Raw genomic sequence first — 15,265 nt, 5'->3', positions numbered from 1 at the left:
CATCGACCGTGCCGTCATCGCCCCGCGCTCGACCGACTCCGGTCGGCGTCGTAGAAGCTCCGGGCACCTGCTACTCGACAACCTCGACGGTGACCTCGCCCCGTTCGAGGCGGTCGAGCTGTTCCACGCCGGACTCGACCCGGCCGATCGTGATGACGTTGTCGTCGTGGCCGCCGTCGGCGTTATAGAAGAAGCCGAGGTTCCCCCACGGCACGTAATAGATTAGGTTGCCATTCTGTGGAGCGCTGCCTGGCGAGCCGTCTGTGGTGAGCCGCTCCGGCAGGTAGCTGATCTTTTCCTTGCCGGCGAATTCCTCAAAGCGCAGCCTCAGCGGTAGCTTCGAGATGAAATCTCGGCTCGTGGGGTTGTCGGCTATCCGGACCCCGATCTCGGTACCGTCCGTGACGAAGCGCACTTGCGTCGCGTCCATCTGCGTCTGTCCTCTCATATCTTCCGTCGTTGGTGGTGGGGACTGCTGCGCTGACGTCGGGGTGTCCGGCCCGGCCGTGCAGCCTGACAGGGACACGAACAAGATTGCGGCCAGGATGCTGGCGAGGCGCCTGGTCATCGCGGTGACCTCCGGGTAATCCACCTGTGGGTAGGAGTTCGAGCTGAGCGGCCTACGCATGGCGGCGGCTCGATGCCGTTTCGATCGATCGGCCGGGCCGCGGGGTTGGTCAGCGGATGGCTCCAGCGACCGCGGGCTTCGGGATGTCCCCAGTCGGATGCGCGTACGGGGTCGCCCGCCGTCGCATGAGTGCGGCGTAGGCGATCACCCCGAGCACGGCGGCGACGACGGTGACCAGCCCGAACGGGACCGGGTTGGTGGCGCCGCCGAGCCCGACCAGCGGCGCCGTCAAGCCGCCGAACGCGAACCGGGCCAGGCCGAGTAGTGAGGATGCGGTGCCGGCGATGTGGGGATAGTCCGCCAGTGCGAGTGAGGTACTTGGCGGAGTGGTCACGGCAACTCCACCGACCATCGTGAACAGCGACAGGACGATCGCGATCAGCGGCAGCTGGAGCACAGCGGTGACGAGCAGGCCGCCGGCGCCGGCGACGCACAGCGCGAGCCCGACCATCAGCATGCCCTTTTCCGACCACCGCTCGGATAGCCGTCCGGCGACGAAGCCGAACACCATGAACCCGAGCGAGTTCAGGCCGAAGGCCACGGAGTAGCCCTGCGGCGAGAGACCGTAGGTCCCCTGGAGGACGAAGGTTGCGCCGCTGAGGTAGGCGAACAGGGCGGAGTTGACCATGCCCGTGATGAGTACGGCGCCGAGGAACACCCGGTCCGACAGCAGCTGGCGGAAGTCGCGTCCGGTGTGGGCGAACCCACCGGCGGTGCGGTGCTCGGCCGGGAGGGTTTCCCGGAAGATGATCATCGAGGCGATCAGGATCGCCACGCCCACAGCGGCGAGGAACAGGAAGATGCCGTGCCAGTCGGTGAGGTTCGCCAACTGCCCGCCGATGACCGGGCCGATGATGGCCGCGAGTCCGCCGAGCACGGTAAGCCGGCCGTAGTAGCGCACGAGTCGGCCCCCGGAGTACAGGTCGCGTCCGGCGGCCTGGGCGATGACGATCCCCACGGCGCCCGCGAGGCCCTGGACGAACCGCGCGGCGACAAGGGTCTCGACGGCCGGACTGACCGCACACCAGGTCGAGGTGACCACGTAGGCGATCACGCCAATGAGCAGCGGGCGGCGTCGGCCAAACCGGTCCGACAGGGGTCCGGCGACGACCTGACCGAACGCCAGGCCGAGCAGACAGGCGGTGATGGTCAGCTGCGCGACCGAGGCCGCGGAGCCCAGCTCGATGGTGAGCGCGGGCAGCACGGGCAGATACAGATCCATGGAGATTGGCCCGAAGATTGTCAGCAAGCCGAGTACGACTGCCAGCGGGCGGCCTACGGCCTGCTCACGCGTGGCGAGTTGGGTGGTGCGCACGCACCTTCCTTTCGAGAAGTGGTGGTTCCTTTCGCGTTGCAGCTCATACAGCCGGTGCGCTACCCAGACGGTCGCCCTCTCCGGGGTGGTGCGCGTCGTCAGGGATTGAGAAGCACCTTGATGGCGCGACGCTCGTCCATCGCCTGGTACCCCTCGGCGGCCTGCTCAAGGGGGAGGGTGAGGTCGAAAACCTTGCCGGGTTCGATCTGCCGGTTCCAGATCAGGTCGATCAGCTCAGGCAGGAATCGGCGTACCGGAGCGGGGCCGCCGTGCAGGTGCACGTGGGAGAAGAACAGCTCGTCGCCGGGCAGTTGGACGTCGTGGGCGACGCCGACGTAGCCGACGTGACCGCCGGGACGGGTGGAGCGGATGGCTTGCATCATCGATTCCTGCGTGCCGACCGCCTCGATGACTGAGTGCGCCCCGAGCCCGTCCGTGAGGTCCTTGATCCGTGCGACGCCCTCATCGCCGCGCTCGGTGACGATATGGGTCGCACCGTAGTCGGCCGCCAGTTTCTGACGCGGCTCGTGCCGGCTCATCGCGATGATGCGTTCCGCGCCGAGCTGCCTGGCCGCCAGCACGGCGAGCAGACCGACCGCACCGTCGCCGACCACCGCGACCGTCTTGCCCGGGCCGACCTGCGCCGCCACGGCGCTAAACCAGCCGGTACCGAGCACGTCGGAGGCGGCAAGGAAGCCCGGGATCAGGTCGTCCGAGGGAATGTCCGGCGTGGCGACCAGGGTGCCGTCGGCCAGGGGTACGCGTAGGTACTCCGCCTGGGCACCGAGCCCGCCGACAGGCTCGCGATGGATGCACGAGCTCTGGTAGCCGGACCGGCAAATCGGACACGTGTTGTCGGATGCGAAGAACGAGCCGATGACGAACTGGCCCGGCTTGACGTTCTTGACCTCGCTGCCGACCTCCTGCACGACGCCGACGTACTCGTGGCCCATCGGGGACGGCCCCTTGACCGCTTCAACACCCCGATACGGCCACAGGTCTGAACCGCAGACACAGGTCGCGGACAGGCGAATGATCGCGTCGGTCGGAAGCATGATCCGGGGATCTTCGCGCTCCTCCACCCGAACGTCCCCGGGGGCGTAGAGGACAGCACCACGCATAAGTCATTCCTTCCAATTCGACGTCCGGCCGGACGCGCCCGATTACCCCTCCCGCATACCCCATGCAGGGCGTGGGATTGCCGCCATCCGGGGGGCAATCACGTCGAGCGCGATGCCCAGTCACCCCGGGCGCGGCGGCCAGCGGTGGCGTTTCAACGCCATCCAGGAAACCCCGGCAATGCTCGTTCAAGGAGTTTCCGCTGAAAGGTGTACTGAGAGGGAATCCCTCGAAGGAGCCGCGACACGTACGGTCGGGGCGTGGACAACCGCACCGAGGTCCGCGAGTTCCTCGCCCGCAGCGCCAAGATCAGCCCGGTGCGGGCCGGCCTGTCTGCCGGCCCCAACCGGCGAGTCCCGGGCCTGCCCCGCAGCGAAGTCGTGTCGCTCGCGGGAGCGAGCCGAGCGTTCTACGCCGACGCGCACACCGACCCGCACCCGCTTCGCCAACATCGCCCGGTGCGCTTCCTTGACGAGAAAGCGCACCCTTCTACCCGGAATGGCACCTCGCCGCCGACATCTGCGTCGCCATCCTCCGCATGGAAGCCGGCAGCGACCCCACGAAAAGGATCTCGACGACCTCGTAGGTGAGCCTCCACCCACAGCTCAGACTTCCGCAAACGCTGGGGAGCTCCCACCGTCCGGCACCACCGCATTGGCGCCAAGGTGTGTCTGACGTTGGGCTACCCGCTTGGCTGCCCGGGCCAGCGTCTCCATCTGATCGACCTGGCCAACCATCACTATGTCCCCGTGCGGCCGAACCTCGTCACGAAGAAACAGGAGCAACCATCGTGCGTGTGCACGCCTACGCAGCACCCAGCCCGTCCGAGCCGCTGGCCCCCGTGACCATCGAGCGGCGGGACGTCGGCCCCGACGACGTGCTCATCGAGATCAGAGATGCGGGCATCTGCCACTGCCGGCGGTCCAGCCCGGGTACGCAGGGCAGGTCGATGTCCTGATGGGCGTCGGCGAGAGTCCTTCGACCTTCTGATCAATACTTTGACTGCCTGGGCAGAAACGGAAAGATGGGTGTACCAGCAGTACATCCCAGTTCAGCGCGGCGCGTCGTACCGTCGAGGGCGTGAACAACCGAGCCGAAGTGCGCGAATTCCTCACCTCGCGCCGTGCCAAGATCACACCGGAGCAGGCTGGGCTGCCCGCCGCCGGGCAGCGACGCGTCCCCGGGCTACGCCGCAGCGAAGTCGCCACGCTGGCCCGCATGAGCGTTGAGTACTACTCCAAGCTCGAGCGCGGCTCGCTCGCCGGAGTCTCCGCCAGCGTGCTCGACGCGATCGCCCGGGCCCTGCAGCTCGACGACGCCGAACGCGCCCACCTGATGCGTCTCGCGCAGGAAGCCAACGGCAGCAGCGCGCTGCTGCGGCCGAGCCGGCGAGTGAAGCAGCGAACCGTCCGGCCGAGCCTGCAATGGACCCTGGACACCATCACCACCCCGGCGATCGTGGTCAACAACAGACAGGACCTGCTCGCCGCCAACCTGCTCGGCCGAGCCATGCACGCCGACGTCTGCGCCGACCCCACAAGCGTTCCGAACTTCGCCCGGTTCACGTTCCTCGACAGCGCCGCCCGCCGTTTCTACCCGGACTGGGATCTGTTCGCCGACATGACCGTGGCCAACCTGCGCACCGCCGCGGGCATAGACCCCCACGACAAAGGTTTGCACGACCTCGTCGGCGAACTGTCCACCCGCAGCGACGAATTTCGCCGCCGCTGGGGCGCACACAACGTCCGCATCCACGGCACCGGCGTCAAACACTTCCGCCACCACATCGTGGGCGACCTCGCGCTCGCGTACGAAAGCATGGAACTGCGCGCCGAGCCGGACCTCACCATGACCATCTACGCCGCAGAACCCGACTCGTCGACCGCGCACGCACTCACGCTTCTCGCATCCTGGGCCGCCACCACCAGCGACAACGGCCTGTCGACGTCGGATCGCTAGACGTTTGGGAAGCACTGCTGTGGCCTGACCTCCCCGGCCGCCGATCCCGAGCCCGCAACAGAGGAGAACCACATGGAACTACGATCCGACAACCCGACCGCCAAGGGCCCCGCCCAAACCTTCATCGGCGACGTCTATGTCACCCCCATCTACCAGGGGCAGGAGCCCTCGCGGATGGTAGTCGCCCTCGTCCGCTTCACTCCCGGCGCCCGCACCAACTGGCACTCCCATGCCGTCGGCCAGACCCTGTACGTCACCGACGGCGTCGGGCTGGTGGGAACGCGCGACGGAACGGTCGTGCGCGTGCGTCCCGGCGACACCGTCGTCTGCCCGCCCGGGGAGGAGCACTGGCATGGCGCCGCCGCCGACACCTTCATGAGCCACTTCGCCATGCTCGAGAACCTTCCCGACGGCGGCGACCCCACGACCTGGCTCGTACCAGTCACCGACGAGCAGTACCAGCTTGCGAACCAGCAATGACCACTCGTAGCCAGCTTCTACTATCCCGTCTGGCTTCCTCGCCACCACAGCGAATATCCCCGTCCAACGGGCCGAGGATCAGGCAACACGAAGAACCATCGCGCTTCGTGTGGAACTAACGTGTCCGAGTTGAACTCCAGCTGCATGATCAGAATGGCCACTGAGCTGTAGTTGTGCTGACTGTTTAATTGACATGGATGCTGGGTGCCGATGTCGCCTGATCAACGCCTCGCGGCTCGGGCACTGCACAACGGAACACTGCTCGACGACGACTACGCGAGTGCTGCGGGTCAATGTGTCCCTCCGTCGCTGCCACCTCGTTCCGCCCCCGTTCACCGACGAACAACCGCGCCAGGTGAGGGCCCCGACCCTGGGTTGGTGAGGATGGGGCATCGCGACGGCCTGGTTTCCTTGTGGTCCGCCAGGTCCCCTCATAGGCTCACTCGACATGCGCGTGACGCACTCGCTCATCCACGTCGAGGACCTCGCCCAACTCGTGGAACGGGAGTACGCCATCGCAGCACCCGTCAAGGTGAGCCTGCTCAACCGCGGCTTCAACGACACCTACCTCGTCACCGACGTCGAGGGTGGTCGCCGCGTGCTGCGGGTCTACAACCGAGAGAAGTACTGGATCCGTTCCGAATCCGACCTCCGCTTCGAACTCGACCTGCTCGAGCACCTGGCCGCGGCCGGGCTGGGCGTCATCCGCCCGTACCAGCGGACCCGCGGCGACCGGCTCGGCCGGCTGACAGCGCCCGAAGGCGAACGATGCTTCGCCCTGTTCACCCACGCGCCCGGCACACCCTTACACGAAGGCACGCTGACCGCCGACCAATGGCGCGAGTACGGCTCCGGCATCGCCCGGATGCACCTGAAGATGGACACGTTCCTCACCAGCCACGACCGCTACCACCTCGACGAACGCATCCTCGTCGAACGGCCGCTGGCCAGCCTGGCACCCTACGCCGACTCGAGCCAGGCCGCAGCGGACCTCGCCGAACTCCGCAAGCTCGGCAAACAACTGACCGGCAAGATCCAGCAGCTCCGAACGATCGGCGACGCATACGGCATCATCCATGCAGACCTACACCCCGGCAACACCAACATCGACGGCGACGGACAGTTCCTCACCTTCGACTTCGACCACTGCGGGCTCGGGTTACGCGCGTACGACCTGACCGTCTACTACCGCGGACCGGACTCACCAGAGGAAGATCGCGAACGCTGGACAGCGATCCTCGCCGGCTACCAACACGTCCGATCGCTGAGCCACACCGAGGTGGCCAGCCTCCCCATACTGGCTGCCTGCCGAGCGATCTGGGACATCGGTGACTGGGTGAGTGCCGCCAACCGCACCGGCGACGCCTGGGTCACCGAGGCGACGATCGCCAAACTGCTGGCGGACGTCCGCAAAACGGAATCCGATCCCACACCCCGACCGGCCGCCGATGCAACATCGGAGCAGTATCCACCACACGTCGACTCCGGCCCACGCGATCCCCACGCCGCCGACGAGCAACCGCATGACGAATCAGGCGACGCGTAACGCCACACGCCCTCTCGTCACTGCCCGGGGGCCGGCGCGTTCAGCCATTGCCCGACGGCTTGGTAGTCCGCGTCGGTGAGTCCGCGACGTGGGTCTACGCGATGCAGGAGTGCGGAACCGCTGTGGTTCGCTGCTACCCACGTCCGGTCGGCGGCGGCAATCTCGTCATCCACCCAGGAGAACGGGCGCCCTGCGGCCCACTCGACGAGGCGGCGCGTTTTCCAGTGCAGCCGCCCGCCGTCGTCCTCGTTGTCTGGCCAGTCGACGACGGGCAGCTGGGGTAGGCCGAGCCGTGGTGCGAGCACCTCGTTCGCGTCGTGCATCCAGGTCGTAGCCCAGACGAGATCACAAGGCAACGCGGCAAGCCGACGGCCGTGCTCGGCGTCGAGGCCTGCCAGCAGAGGGTTGGCGTCATCGCTTATCGGGCCTACGGCGTCACCGAAGGGCAGAAGCGTCCCGTCCACATCGAAAAACAGCAACGGACGATCAGCCACCGGCGACGCCGATCCCGTGCTCGGCGAGGCGGCGTACGCCCGCCTCGCCGAAGTCCACATCCGGCCAGAGCTGGTGCGCTACCCAGTCCAGCCACTCGCGCGGCGGCTCATCGGCCTGGAAGTAGGCGATCCTCTCGCGCTCGTCCATGGGCGCAGACTCCCACCAATGCCACCACACCATCAGATGCCACTCGCCGTCACCCATGCGCCAGCCGATGCTGAACCGCTCTATCTGCGGATACGCCCGCCACGGCGGAAGGACCCGCCCATGGGCATCAAGCTGTTCCCGTACGGCAGCATCGAGGAGCTCGCTGGTCCGGTCGTCCAATGTTCGGCGCTCCTCAGCTCAGCTCTATGACGGGCCGGGTCAGGATCTCGTCGGCGTACCCGTCGTCAGATGCGAGCCACCGGCCGAACTCCTTGTCGCGGTAGGCGGTCGCGAGGGTGAGCCAGCCCAGGAAGAATCCGCTGCCTCCACACGTGGTGCTGCCGCCATCGCCGCCGCACACGATCGTCCGCTCGGTGGTCGCCTCATGCCCGTAGGGATCCTGCCCGATCGCCAAACCCCACAGGTTCGTCTGCCTGTGCGTACCGGTCTCGTAGTCGAACGGGTAACCGTCGTTGGGGCAGTCATCGCCCCACCGGAACAGGGTCGTCGCACCAGCTCCACACGCCCACTCCCACTCATCCGCAGTGGTCGTCCGCAAGCCGATGCTCGCGAGCCCGTCCATCGCCTCGTCGTAGGAGACCTCCCGGGTAGCTCGGGCCCGCACCACCTGCCCGGCCTGGTCGAACTCGACCGCCAGCCCACCACCAGAATGGAATGTGCTCATCCCGTCGAGCCGACCCCCGGCCGACGCGACCAGTTCAAGTACCTGAGGGTCGTCCGGCGCCAGTGGAACCTCGCACGGGTCGAACGCTTCCACCGCGGTCAGCATCGCCGGCATCTCGACGCTGCGTACCGGCGAGGTCATCGCGTCGACGTACTCGGCCAGCGGTGGAAGACCGTACTCGCTGGCGCTGTCGGCGTAGCTGGCGGCCTGGTCCGGAGAGGGCTGGAATCGGGCCGCGTCGTAGCCGAGAGCCGGCCGACCGCCGGTTACAAGAGCGAATTGCATCCCGTCACGGTCGAACAGCGCCATCCGGTACGACCGCCCCGCGTACGCCGTGTTCTTCAGGCCGACCACAGTCAGGTCGTGTCGGTCGGCGATGTCCTGAGCCGTCCGGCGGGCAGCCCCGTCAGACAGTTCGTTCCACTGCTCGAAGCTGAGGTCGGCGTACGGCACCGCGCAAGGATAGAGCCGAAGGCACCGATCGCACAGTGGGCCGGCCTCAACACCTGAACCACCAGGCGCACGAGGCGGGGCACTTCGAGATCGCTGTGACTTTCGCTCGTGAAGCGACCTCACCGGTCGGGGCGGCTGCTCGCCAGCCCGCCGGCGAGCAACCGGCCGGTCTCCTCTCCGAGCGCCACCGCCGCTCGAGCCGCCAATGCGACAAGCTCAGCCTGCTCTGCCACGGTGACTCGATCGTCCGCGAGCAGTCCCATGGCAGGCCTGGTGGCAGGGCGCCTCGGACCTGCCCGGTGGGCAGATCGAGCGTCCCGGCCGGCCGTGTGCCTTCGACATCGATACCCGGCTCCATGCGGGCAGTCAAGCACGGTGCCGTCGGCGGGGTGTGCCCGCGGATTGTGGGTAACGGGCCCAGGGCGACAACGGCCGAACTCACCCGGATCGAATACGCGCTTCTACCGGTCTGACCCGCGTTCAACCAGTGGCGTGGACATGGCACCATGGCCGTACTTTCACGGCGTGCAGATGATCGGTCGTCGGATCAGGGAGTCGGATTGGCACAGTGGGCAGCGGCGATGCCGGGTAGCACACCGTTGAATTCGCATGATCCGCGCGCAATCGGGCCATATCAGGTGCTCGGCCGGCTTGGCATGGGTGGGCAGGGCGTCGTCTACCTGGGGCGCGACGGCGTCGGGCAGCACGTCGCGATCAAGATGATCAATGTTGATCTGCGCCATGACCCCACGGCCAAGAGGCGATTCATCAGGGAAATTGCCGCTGCCCGGCAGGTCGCGCCCTTCTGCACCGCGCAGATCCTCCACGCCGAGGTGGACGGCGACACGCCGTACGTGGTCAGCGAGTTCATCGCCGGCCCGACACTGTACCGGCACGTCCGCGAGCAAGGACCGATCACCGGAAACGCATTGCACCGGCTGGCCGTCGGTACCGCCACCGCGCTTACCACGATCCATCAGGCCAACGTGGTCCACTGCGATCTCAAGCCGGACAACGTCGTTCTCGGCGCGGACGGTCCTCGGGTCATCGACTTCGGCATCGCTCACGCGCTCAACACCACCGAGACGATGACCCGGCAGATCGTGGGTACCGCGCCATACATGGCGCCGGAGCGGTTCCGCGACAACGACGTCGGCCCGGCCTGTGACGTTTTCGCCTGGGCGGCGACCCTGGTATTCGCGGCTGCCGGCAGAGCACCGTTCGGCAACGATTCGATAGCCACGGTGATGCATCGGATACTCCACGAACCACCCGACCTGCCTCAGCTGCCGTACGCGCTCGACGAGTTGGTCAGACAGTGCCTGGACAAGGCTCCTCTGGCCCGCCCCTCCGCCGAGCAGGTCCTGCTGCGCCTGCTCGGGTACGCCGGGCCCGCGAAGGCGGTGGCGATGGAGGTGGTCCTGGAGGAGGGCAACGCGACGGCCACCGCGCCCATCCAGCCCAGTTCGGCGAGCGACCGGGCCACGCCGCTCCGGCCGGAGCCGGTACCTGCCAGCGCCGCGCCGGCGCCCCCCGTACCCGCCGGCCCGATGCCCGGCCAGGCCGCCCCAACCCTGCCGGAACCGGTACGCGCCGGCGCCGCGGTGCGACCGATCAGCCCGAAACGGGACCCCTGGCCCCGCCGGTTGCGAAGCGAACTCGGCAACCCGTGGGGCGTCTCGACCGCGATCTTCCTCGGGGCGGTCGGTGCGTCAGCCGGTTACGCGGCGTCCACCGCAATCAGCATGGGAGCGGTCACCGGATCGGTGACGTTCCTCGTGGTCTACACCACCCGAGTGCTCATCGCCGCAGCGGTAGCGGCTCCGCTCCCGGCGGACTCCGCCGCGGGCAGCCCGGCAGCCCAGCACCCACCTTCCGCCCCGAAGGCCTGACCCATCGCTCCATCTCCGGGCAGCCCGAGTTCCGAATGGGGTGGGGAAACGCTGACCAGTACACAGAATCCCGGAGGATCGCATGGCTTCAGGTAGCAACCGTGTCCGAGCCTGGTTGCCGTACACGGTATCCATCGCCGCCGGGATCGGCGTCATCGCTGCCGCCTACCTGATCGTCGGGACTGACCACGTGGACGCGGAAAACTGCGTACCGCTGGAGGTTAGCTCCTCCTCCGAGAAGAGCGAACTGGTCGACCAGCTAGCCGGTCGTTACAACGACAGCCACCGGAGGTTCGGGAACAACTGCGCGACCGTCACTGTGCACGGCCTGAACTCGGGCGAAGCCATGGATGCGCTGGCCAGCGGCTGGGCCGCGCAGGAGCCCGATTTTCCCGAGCCACAGGTGTGGCTGCCGACGTCCAGCTTGTGGACCGGCCAGTTGAAGCTGTTGGACGAGGCGGCTGGACGGCCCGTGCAGACCCCGGACAAATATCCATCCATTGCAAACAGTCCGCTGGTCATCGCGATGCCACAGCCGAAGGCCGAGGTGCTCCAGCAGCGCGGCCAGCTCGGCTGGGGTGAGATCCTGGGCCTGTCCGGCGACGCCGGATGGTCGACCTTCGGGCGCCCCGGGTGGGGACGGTTCACCTTCGGCAAGGACAACCCGAGGCTGTCCACCTCCGGCCTGGCGGCCACCATCGCGACGTACTACGCCGCGGTCAAACGGGCCAGCGACCTGACCGAGGCCGACCTCGCCAAACCCGCGGTAACCCAGTTCGTCCGCCGCATCGAGGCCAACGTGTCGCACTACAGCGACGACTCGGTGAACCTGCTCCGGAACCTCGCCGAGGCCGACGTGTCCGGCGCGGACCAGGCGACTGCCGCCGACATGAGCGCGATCGTGATGCAGGAGGAGCTGGTCTATCTCTACAACGAGGGCAAGCTGAGCCCGAAACCGGGTAAGAAGCCGAGGGTGCCTCTGGTCGCCCTGCATCCCAAGGAGGGGACGTTCAACCTCGACCACCCGTACGTGGTGTTGCCCTCGGCTGACCAGCGGCAGCGGGAGGCCGCCGAGGACTTCCTGAATTTCCTCCAGGAGGATGCGCAACAACGGGCCTTCGGTCAGCTCGGCTTCCGCGACCACCAGCGCAAGGCCCCGGACGCCCTCGTCGCGTCGGTGCGCGGAACCGACACCACCGAGCTGACCTACTTCGACCCGCCGGAGCCGAACGTGGTGAGCGCGATCCTGGACAGTTGGGACACGCTCCGCAAGAAGGCCAACATCCTCATCGCCATCGACACCTCCGGTTCGATGAAGGCCCGGATCGGGAACCGCACCCGGTTCGAGGTGGCGAGCGACGCTGTGGCCAAGGGACTCGCCCTGTTGAACTCCGAGGATCGGGTGGCGCTGTGGTCGTTCTCGTCGGAAACGCCGAAGCGGCCGAGGGCTCCCTACGGCGAGGAGGTGCCGCTCTCCGGCTTCAACCAAAAGGTCCTCACAGGCGGGCTGAAGAAGCTGCATGTCGAGGGTGACACCGCGCTCTACACCACGGTACGGGCGGCGCACCGCCACATGCTCGACAACTACGACCGGACGCGAATCAACGCGGTCGTGGTGCTGACCGACGGCAGGAACGAGTACCCAACCGGGGGTAACCTCGCCACCCTGCTCAAGGACGTCAAGCTGGATCCGACGCGACCGGTCAAGATTTTCTGTATCGCCTTCGATCAGCAATCCGAGTTCGACCCGCTGGACCGGATCTCGAAGGCGTCGGCCGGCAAGGCCTTCAACGCCCAGAATCCGAAGGACATCGACGAGGCGTTCGTGAAGTTGGTCAGCAGCTTCTAGGTGGTCCACACCGGCCACGGCGAGGTTGCCGAGGCCGACCCTGATGATTCAACCTCGCCGCGCAGCTCTTCCGCCAGCAGCGCCGATTTCGACCGCCGAGCGGCGCAGCATCGTGACCACGTCGGCGGAGAGGCGTTCGGCGGGCACACCGCCCATCCGGTCACGTGCTTTCGATTTGTGCCGGCCGGCCACGAGAAGAGCCGGCGCTCCACCCCCTGGGCGCCGGCCCTCCTCGCGCGCCGCAGGCCATCCCATGGCCGCGCGCGCGTACCCCTCACCCGCTCATCGAGTTGCACCTCAGCCGGGTTACGGGTGCCACCAGCCGTCGGCTCTCAATCACCCGTCCGGACTGCGGCACCGTGCTCTGCGCGGCCCTGTCGCACTCCTGGCGGCTGATCGCCGCGCTGACCCTCACCGCATATACAGCCGACCGCGGGCAGCCCCACGGCGTTCGGACCACGCGGCGGTCCGGTTTGTACCCGTCCACGGGCAGGCAGAGCCCGTGAACCGTCAAGTACGCGGGTTACGCGGCACGTCACCCCGCGGCTCGGGACGGTGCGGCGGCTGCTGGACCTTCGGCCGCCGGAGCAAGCCCAGCAGACCGCCGAGTCCGATAAGGCCCCACAATCCGTTCAGGCCCTTGTTGCCACTGTCGTAATTCTTGTCCTGGTTTGAAGTTGGCGTCGCTTCGACGGCGGGCAGGCGGGTGCCTGCCTCGTTCGCCGCGGCGGGCGCGGCCGCGACCGGCGTCAGCGAGAGCGCTGCGGCAAGACTCAGCACAGCTGTCGTTTTACGCATGGTTCGTTTCTCCCCCGTGTTGGTTGAGTGACTGGCAAGCTTCTCCTTACCCTCAACCCGGCCGTTGACGCAGTTGGTTCGCTGGAGGTTCCCTGCCCGAGGGAAGGTGTGGAAGGAACACCCGTAATGAGCTCTGCCATCCCGTTATTGGCCGGGTCGACCCGATGACGCATCTCGGATCCGCTGGCGATGCGACGGTTAATTAACCCGGGTTGTGGCACCTGTCCGGGCGGCGAAGTAGGTGCTGGTGGGGCCGAGCGGTTGAGGCGGTTTCCGCGTCGGGCAGTCGCCAGACCGGTCCCGCCTCTCCACGGGCGGGGACAAGGTGGAACTGCCCGAGGGACTGCCCCTCCCACACCTCGTCGGCGCTGGACTCGATGACGATTTCCTTGCGGATGGAAGCCATTGCTGGGTCTCCGCTCTCTGGTCGGGATGTCAGGGGGAGCCGGGGTCAGTCGCTGCTGGCGACGCAGAACGGATGTCCTTGTGGATCGGTGAGCACCACCCACTCGTCCCCGCCGGGCTGGAACTCGGGCTTGGTCGCACCGAGACCGAGCAACTCCTTGACCGTGTGCCCCAGATCGGTGACCTTGAAATCGAGATGGGCATGCTTGGCTACGTCGGGCCAGCCCGGGGGCCGGTAGCCCTCGACTCGCTGGAAACCGAGCTGGATCGGGCCGCCGTTGCCCAGGTGGACGCAGTCCTCGTCGCGGTAGGTGACCTCCCAGCCGGTCACCGTACGATAGAAATCGGCGAGCGGTCCTGGGTCGGCACAGTCAAGGACGACCGTGGTGATCTCGGCCAATGCGGACATGACGATTGCTCCTCTGAACTCGTTCGGGCTCATCGAGGAGCCTGCCCGCCGCGAGGTGTGCCGTCTTGAAGATCCTTGCATCGGCTGTCGGACCCCGGGCGTAGCTTCGGGGCGTGCGCTCGTTCGTGGTTCTCGCTGCCCGGCCCGACTTCACGGTGACGGCGGTGACCTGTCGCGACGACCACAAGAAGTGGTCTGAGGTCGAGTCGCAGGACGACTACCGGATAGTGCTGGTTCGCCGGGGCCGATTCCGCAGACGGACCGCCGGTGTCCCCGCGGAGGTTGATCCGACTCTCGCCTACGTCGGCGTGCCGGGGCAGGAGGAGCATTTCGCCCATCCCGCAGGGGGAGATGCATGTACGTCGGTGAGCCTTACACCGGCACTGTGGCGTGTCCTGACAGGTGATGAGGCGCGGGTAACCAGGCCTGTCGTTTACGTCGACCCCCGACTTGACCTCACCCACCGCCAGGTCCTCGCCGCCGCGAGCGCCGGGGACCTTGACTACGCTCTCACCGAGCGGCTGATGGACCTGCTCAGCCGCGTTGTCGAGCAGGTCGTCAGCGGTGCCACACCTGTGGCTGCGGGTCGCGCCAAGGCCGATCACGCGCTCGTCGCGGCGGCGCGCCCTGATCGGCGAGGGCGACCCGGCCGCGCACGGACTGTTCCCGCTCGCCGCGATGCTCGGGGTCTCCCCGTACCGGTTGAGTCGGGCGTTCACCCGGGAACTGGGGGTGTCGCTGACTCGCTACCGAAATCGGGTTCGTCTCGGCCGAGCGCTGGACCGGCTGGAGGGCGGCGAGTCCAGCCTCGGGGTGCTCGCCGCGGATCTCGGCTTCGCCGACCAGGCACACTTGTGCCGCACCGTACGCGAACACCTGGGCCACACGCCGACTGCGCTGCGCCGCCTCCTGGCCCAGCCGGTGACCGCTGACCGGGGATGAGCTGGGCGAGGCTCGTCGGGCCAGCTTTCGGTGACAAGTCTCCGGCCCAGGACGCGAAGTCCTGGGCGGATTAGTCGCTCAGGACATGAAAAGATCAGAGGCGGCGACCAATGCGGCAGGCCCTGGATTGGCCGGTCGCCAAC

Annotated in this window: 16 protein-coding genes; 7 read left to right on the top strand and 9 right to left on the bottom strand. The window is 67.4% G+C overall.

Going from position 1 to position 15,265, the window contains the following annotated elements; all coding sequences use genetic code 11:
• Positions 1-70: 70 nt before the first annotated feature.
• From ACIRG9_RS25170 to ACIRG9_RS25160, 3 genes are all read right to left on the bottom strand, one after another.
• Positions 71-430: a cyclophilin-like fold protein gene (locus ACIRG9_RS25170; protein WP_402860577.1), complete on the bottom strand. Its 360-nt coding sequence runs from the start codon at positions 428-430 to the stop codon at positions 71-73.
• A 247-nt stretch (positions 431-677) separates the two neighbouring features.
• Positions 678-1,943, bottom strand: a complete 1,266-nt coding sequence (locus tag ACIRG9_RS25165) for a multidrug effflux MFS transporter (protein ID WP_402860574.1) — start codon at positions 1,941-1,943, stop codon at positions 678-680.
• A gap of 98 nt (positions 1,944-2,041) precedes the next feature.
• Positions 2,042-3,025 carry a zinc-dependent alcohol dehydrogenase family protein gene (locus ACIRG9_RS25160; RefSeq protein ID WP_402860571.1) on the bottom strand — a complete coding sequence of 328 codons (984 nt, stop codon included), beginning with the start codon at positions 3,023-3,025 and terminating at the stop codon, positions 2,042-2,044.
• Positions 3,026-3,852: 827 nt separating this feature from the next.
• Here ACIRG9_RS25160 and ACIRG9_RS25155 point away from each other — a divergent pair.
• The 4 genes from ACIRG9_RS25155 to ACIRG9_RS25140 all read left to right on the top strand — a co-directional run bounded on the left by ACIRG9_RS25155 (position 3,853) and on the right by ACIRG9_RS25140 (position 7,047).
• Complete coding sequence (locus ACIRG9_RS25155) at positions 3,853-4,020, top strand: hypothetical protein (protein WP_402860569.1); 168 nt, start codon at positions 3,853-3,855, stop codon at positions 4,018-4,020.
• Between the two features lie 122 nt (positions 4,021-4,142).
• Entirely contained in the window at positions 4,143-5,021 is an 879-nt protein-coding gene (locus ACIRG9_RS25150) for a helix-turn-helix transcriptional regulator (protein WP_402860567.1), read from the top strand.
• A 72-nt stretch (positions 5,022-5,093) separates the two neighbouring features.
• The gene (locus ACIRG9_RS25145; protein WP_402860565.1) at positions 5,094-5,501 is read left to right on the top strand and encodes a cupin domain-containing protein; all 408 of its coding nucleotides are present in this window, start codon (positions 5,094-5,096) and stop codon (positions 5,499-5,501) included.
• Between the two features lie 448 nt (positions 5,502-5,949).
• Positions 5,950-7,047, top strand: coding sequence for a phosphotransferase enzyme family protein (locus ACIRG9_RS25140; RefSeq protein ID WP_402860562.1), 1,098 nt, complete (start codon positions 5,950-5,952; stop codon positions 7,045-7,047).
• Between the two features lie 17 nt (positions 7,048-7,064).
• On the opposite strand, the gene ACIRG9_RS25135 is transcribed toward ACIRG9_RS25140, so the two are convergent.
• From ACIRG9_RS25135 to ACIRG9_RS25120, 4 genes are all read right to left on the bottom strand, one after another.
• Complete coding sequence (locus ACIRG9_RS25135; protein ID WP_402860559.1) at positions 7,065-7,541, bottom strand: HAD domain-containing protein; 477 nt, start codon at positions 7,539-7,541, stop codon at positions 7,065-7,067.
• Positions 7,534-7,869: a hypothetical protein gene (locus tag ACIRG9_RS25130; RefSeq protein WP_402860556.1), complete on the bottom strand. Its 336-nt coding sequence runs from the start codon at positions 7,867-7,869 to the stop codon at positions 7,534-7,536. The genes ACIRG9_RS25135 and ACIRG9_RS25130 overlap by 8 nt, the downstream gene beginning before the upstream one ends.
• 13 nt (positions 7,870-7,882) lie before the next feature.
• Complete coding sequence (locus ACIRG9_RS25125) at positions 7,883-8,827, bottom strand: hypothetical protein (RefSeq protein WP_402860553.1); 945 nt, start codon at positions 8,825-8,827, stop codon at positions 7,883-7,885.
• A gap of 119 nt (positions 8,828-8,946) precedes the next feature.
• A complete protein-coding gene (locus ACIRG9_RS25120; protein ID WP_402860550.1) occupies positions 8,947-9,090 on the bottom strand; it encodes a hypothetical protein in 144 nt (47 codons plus the stop codon).
• Positions 9,091-9,333: 243 nt separating this feature from the next.
• Between ACIRG9_RS25120 and ACIRG9_RS25115 the strand changes: the two genes are divergently transcribed.
• Together ACIRG9_RS25115 and ACIRG9_RS25110 are read left to right on the top strand one after the other, a co-directional pair.
• Complete coding sequence (locus ACIRG9_RS25115) at positions 9,334-10,719, top strand: serine/threonine-protein kinase (RefSeq protein ID WP_402860547.1); 1,386 nt, start codon at positions 9,334-9,336, stop codon at positions 10,717-10,719.
• An 82-nt stretch (positions 10,720-10,801) separates the two neighbouring features.
• The gene (locus ACIRG9_RS25110) at positions 10,802-12,568 is read left to right on the top strand and encodes a substrate-binding domain-containing protein (protein ID WP_402860544.1); all 1,767 of its coding nucleotides are present in this window, start codon (positions 10,802-10,804) and stop codon (positions 12,566-12,568) included.
• 510 nt (positions 12,569-13,078) lie between these two features.
• On the opposite strand, the gene ACIRG9_RS25105 is transcribed toward ACIRG9_RS25110, so the two are convergent.
• Complete coding sequence (locus ACIRG9_RS25105) at positions 13,079-13,366, bottom strand: hypothetical protein (protein WP_402860541.1); 288 nt, start codon at positions 13,364-13,366, stop codon at positions 13,079-13,081.
• 451 nt (positions 13,367-13,817) lie between these two features.
• On the bottom strand, positions 13,818-14,180 hold the full coding sequence (locus tag ACIRG9_RS25100) for a VOC family protein (RefSeq protein ID WP_402860538.1): 363 nt from the start codon (positions 14,178-14,180) through the stop codon (positions 13,818-13,820).
• 564 nt (positions 14,181-14,744) lie between these two features.
• On the opposite strand from ACIRG9_RS25100, the gene ACIRG9_RS25095 reads away from it, so the two are divergent.
• Positions 14,745-15,122 carry a helix-turn-helix transcriptional regulator gene (locus ACIRG9_RS25095; RefSeq protein ID WP_402860535.1) on the top strand — a complete coding sequence of 126 codons (378 nt, stop codon included), beginning with the start codon at positions 14,745-14,747 and terminating at the stop codon, positions 15,120-15,122.
• Positions 15,123-15,265: the final 143 nt, after the last annotated feature.

The sequence above is a fragment of the Micromonospora sp. NPDC093277 genome (genome assembly GCF_044765245.1).
In the GTDB taxonomy this organism is placed as follows: domain Bacteria; phylum Actinomycetota; class Actinomycetes; order Mycobacteriales; family Micromonosporaceae; genus Micromonospora.
Note: the sequence above shows the minus strand (reverse complement) of the source record. Positions and strands in the feature narration are given on the sequence as shown.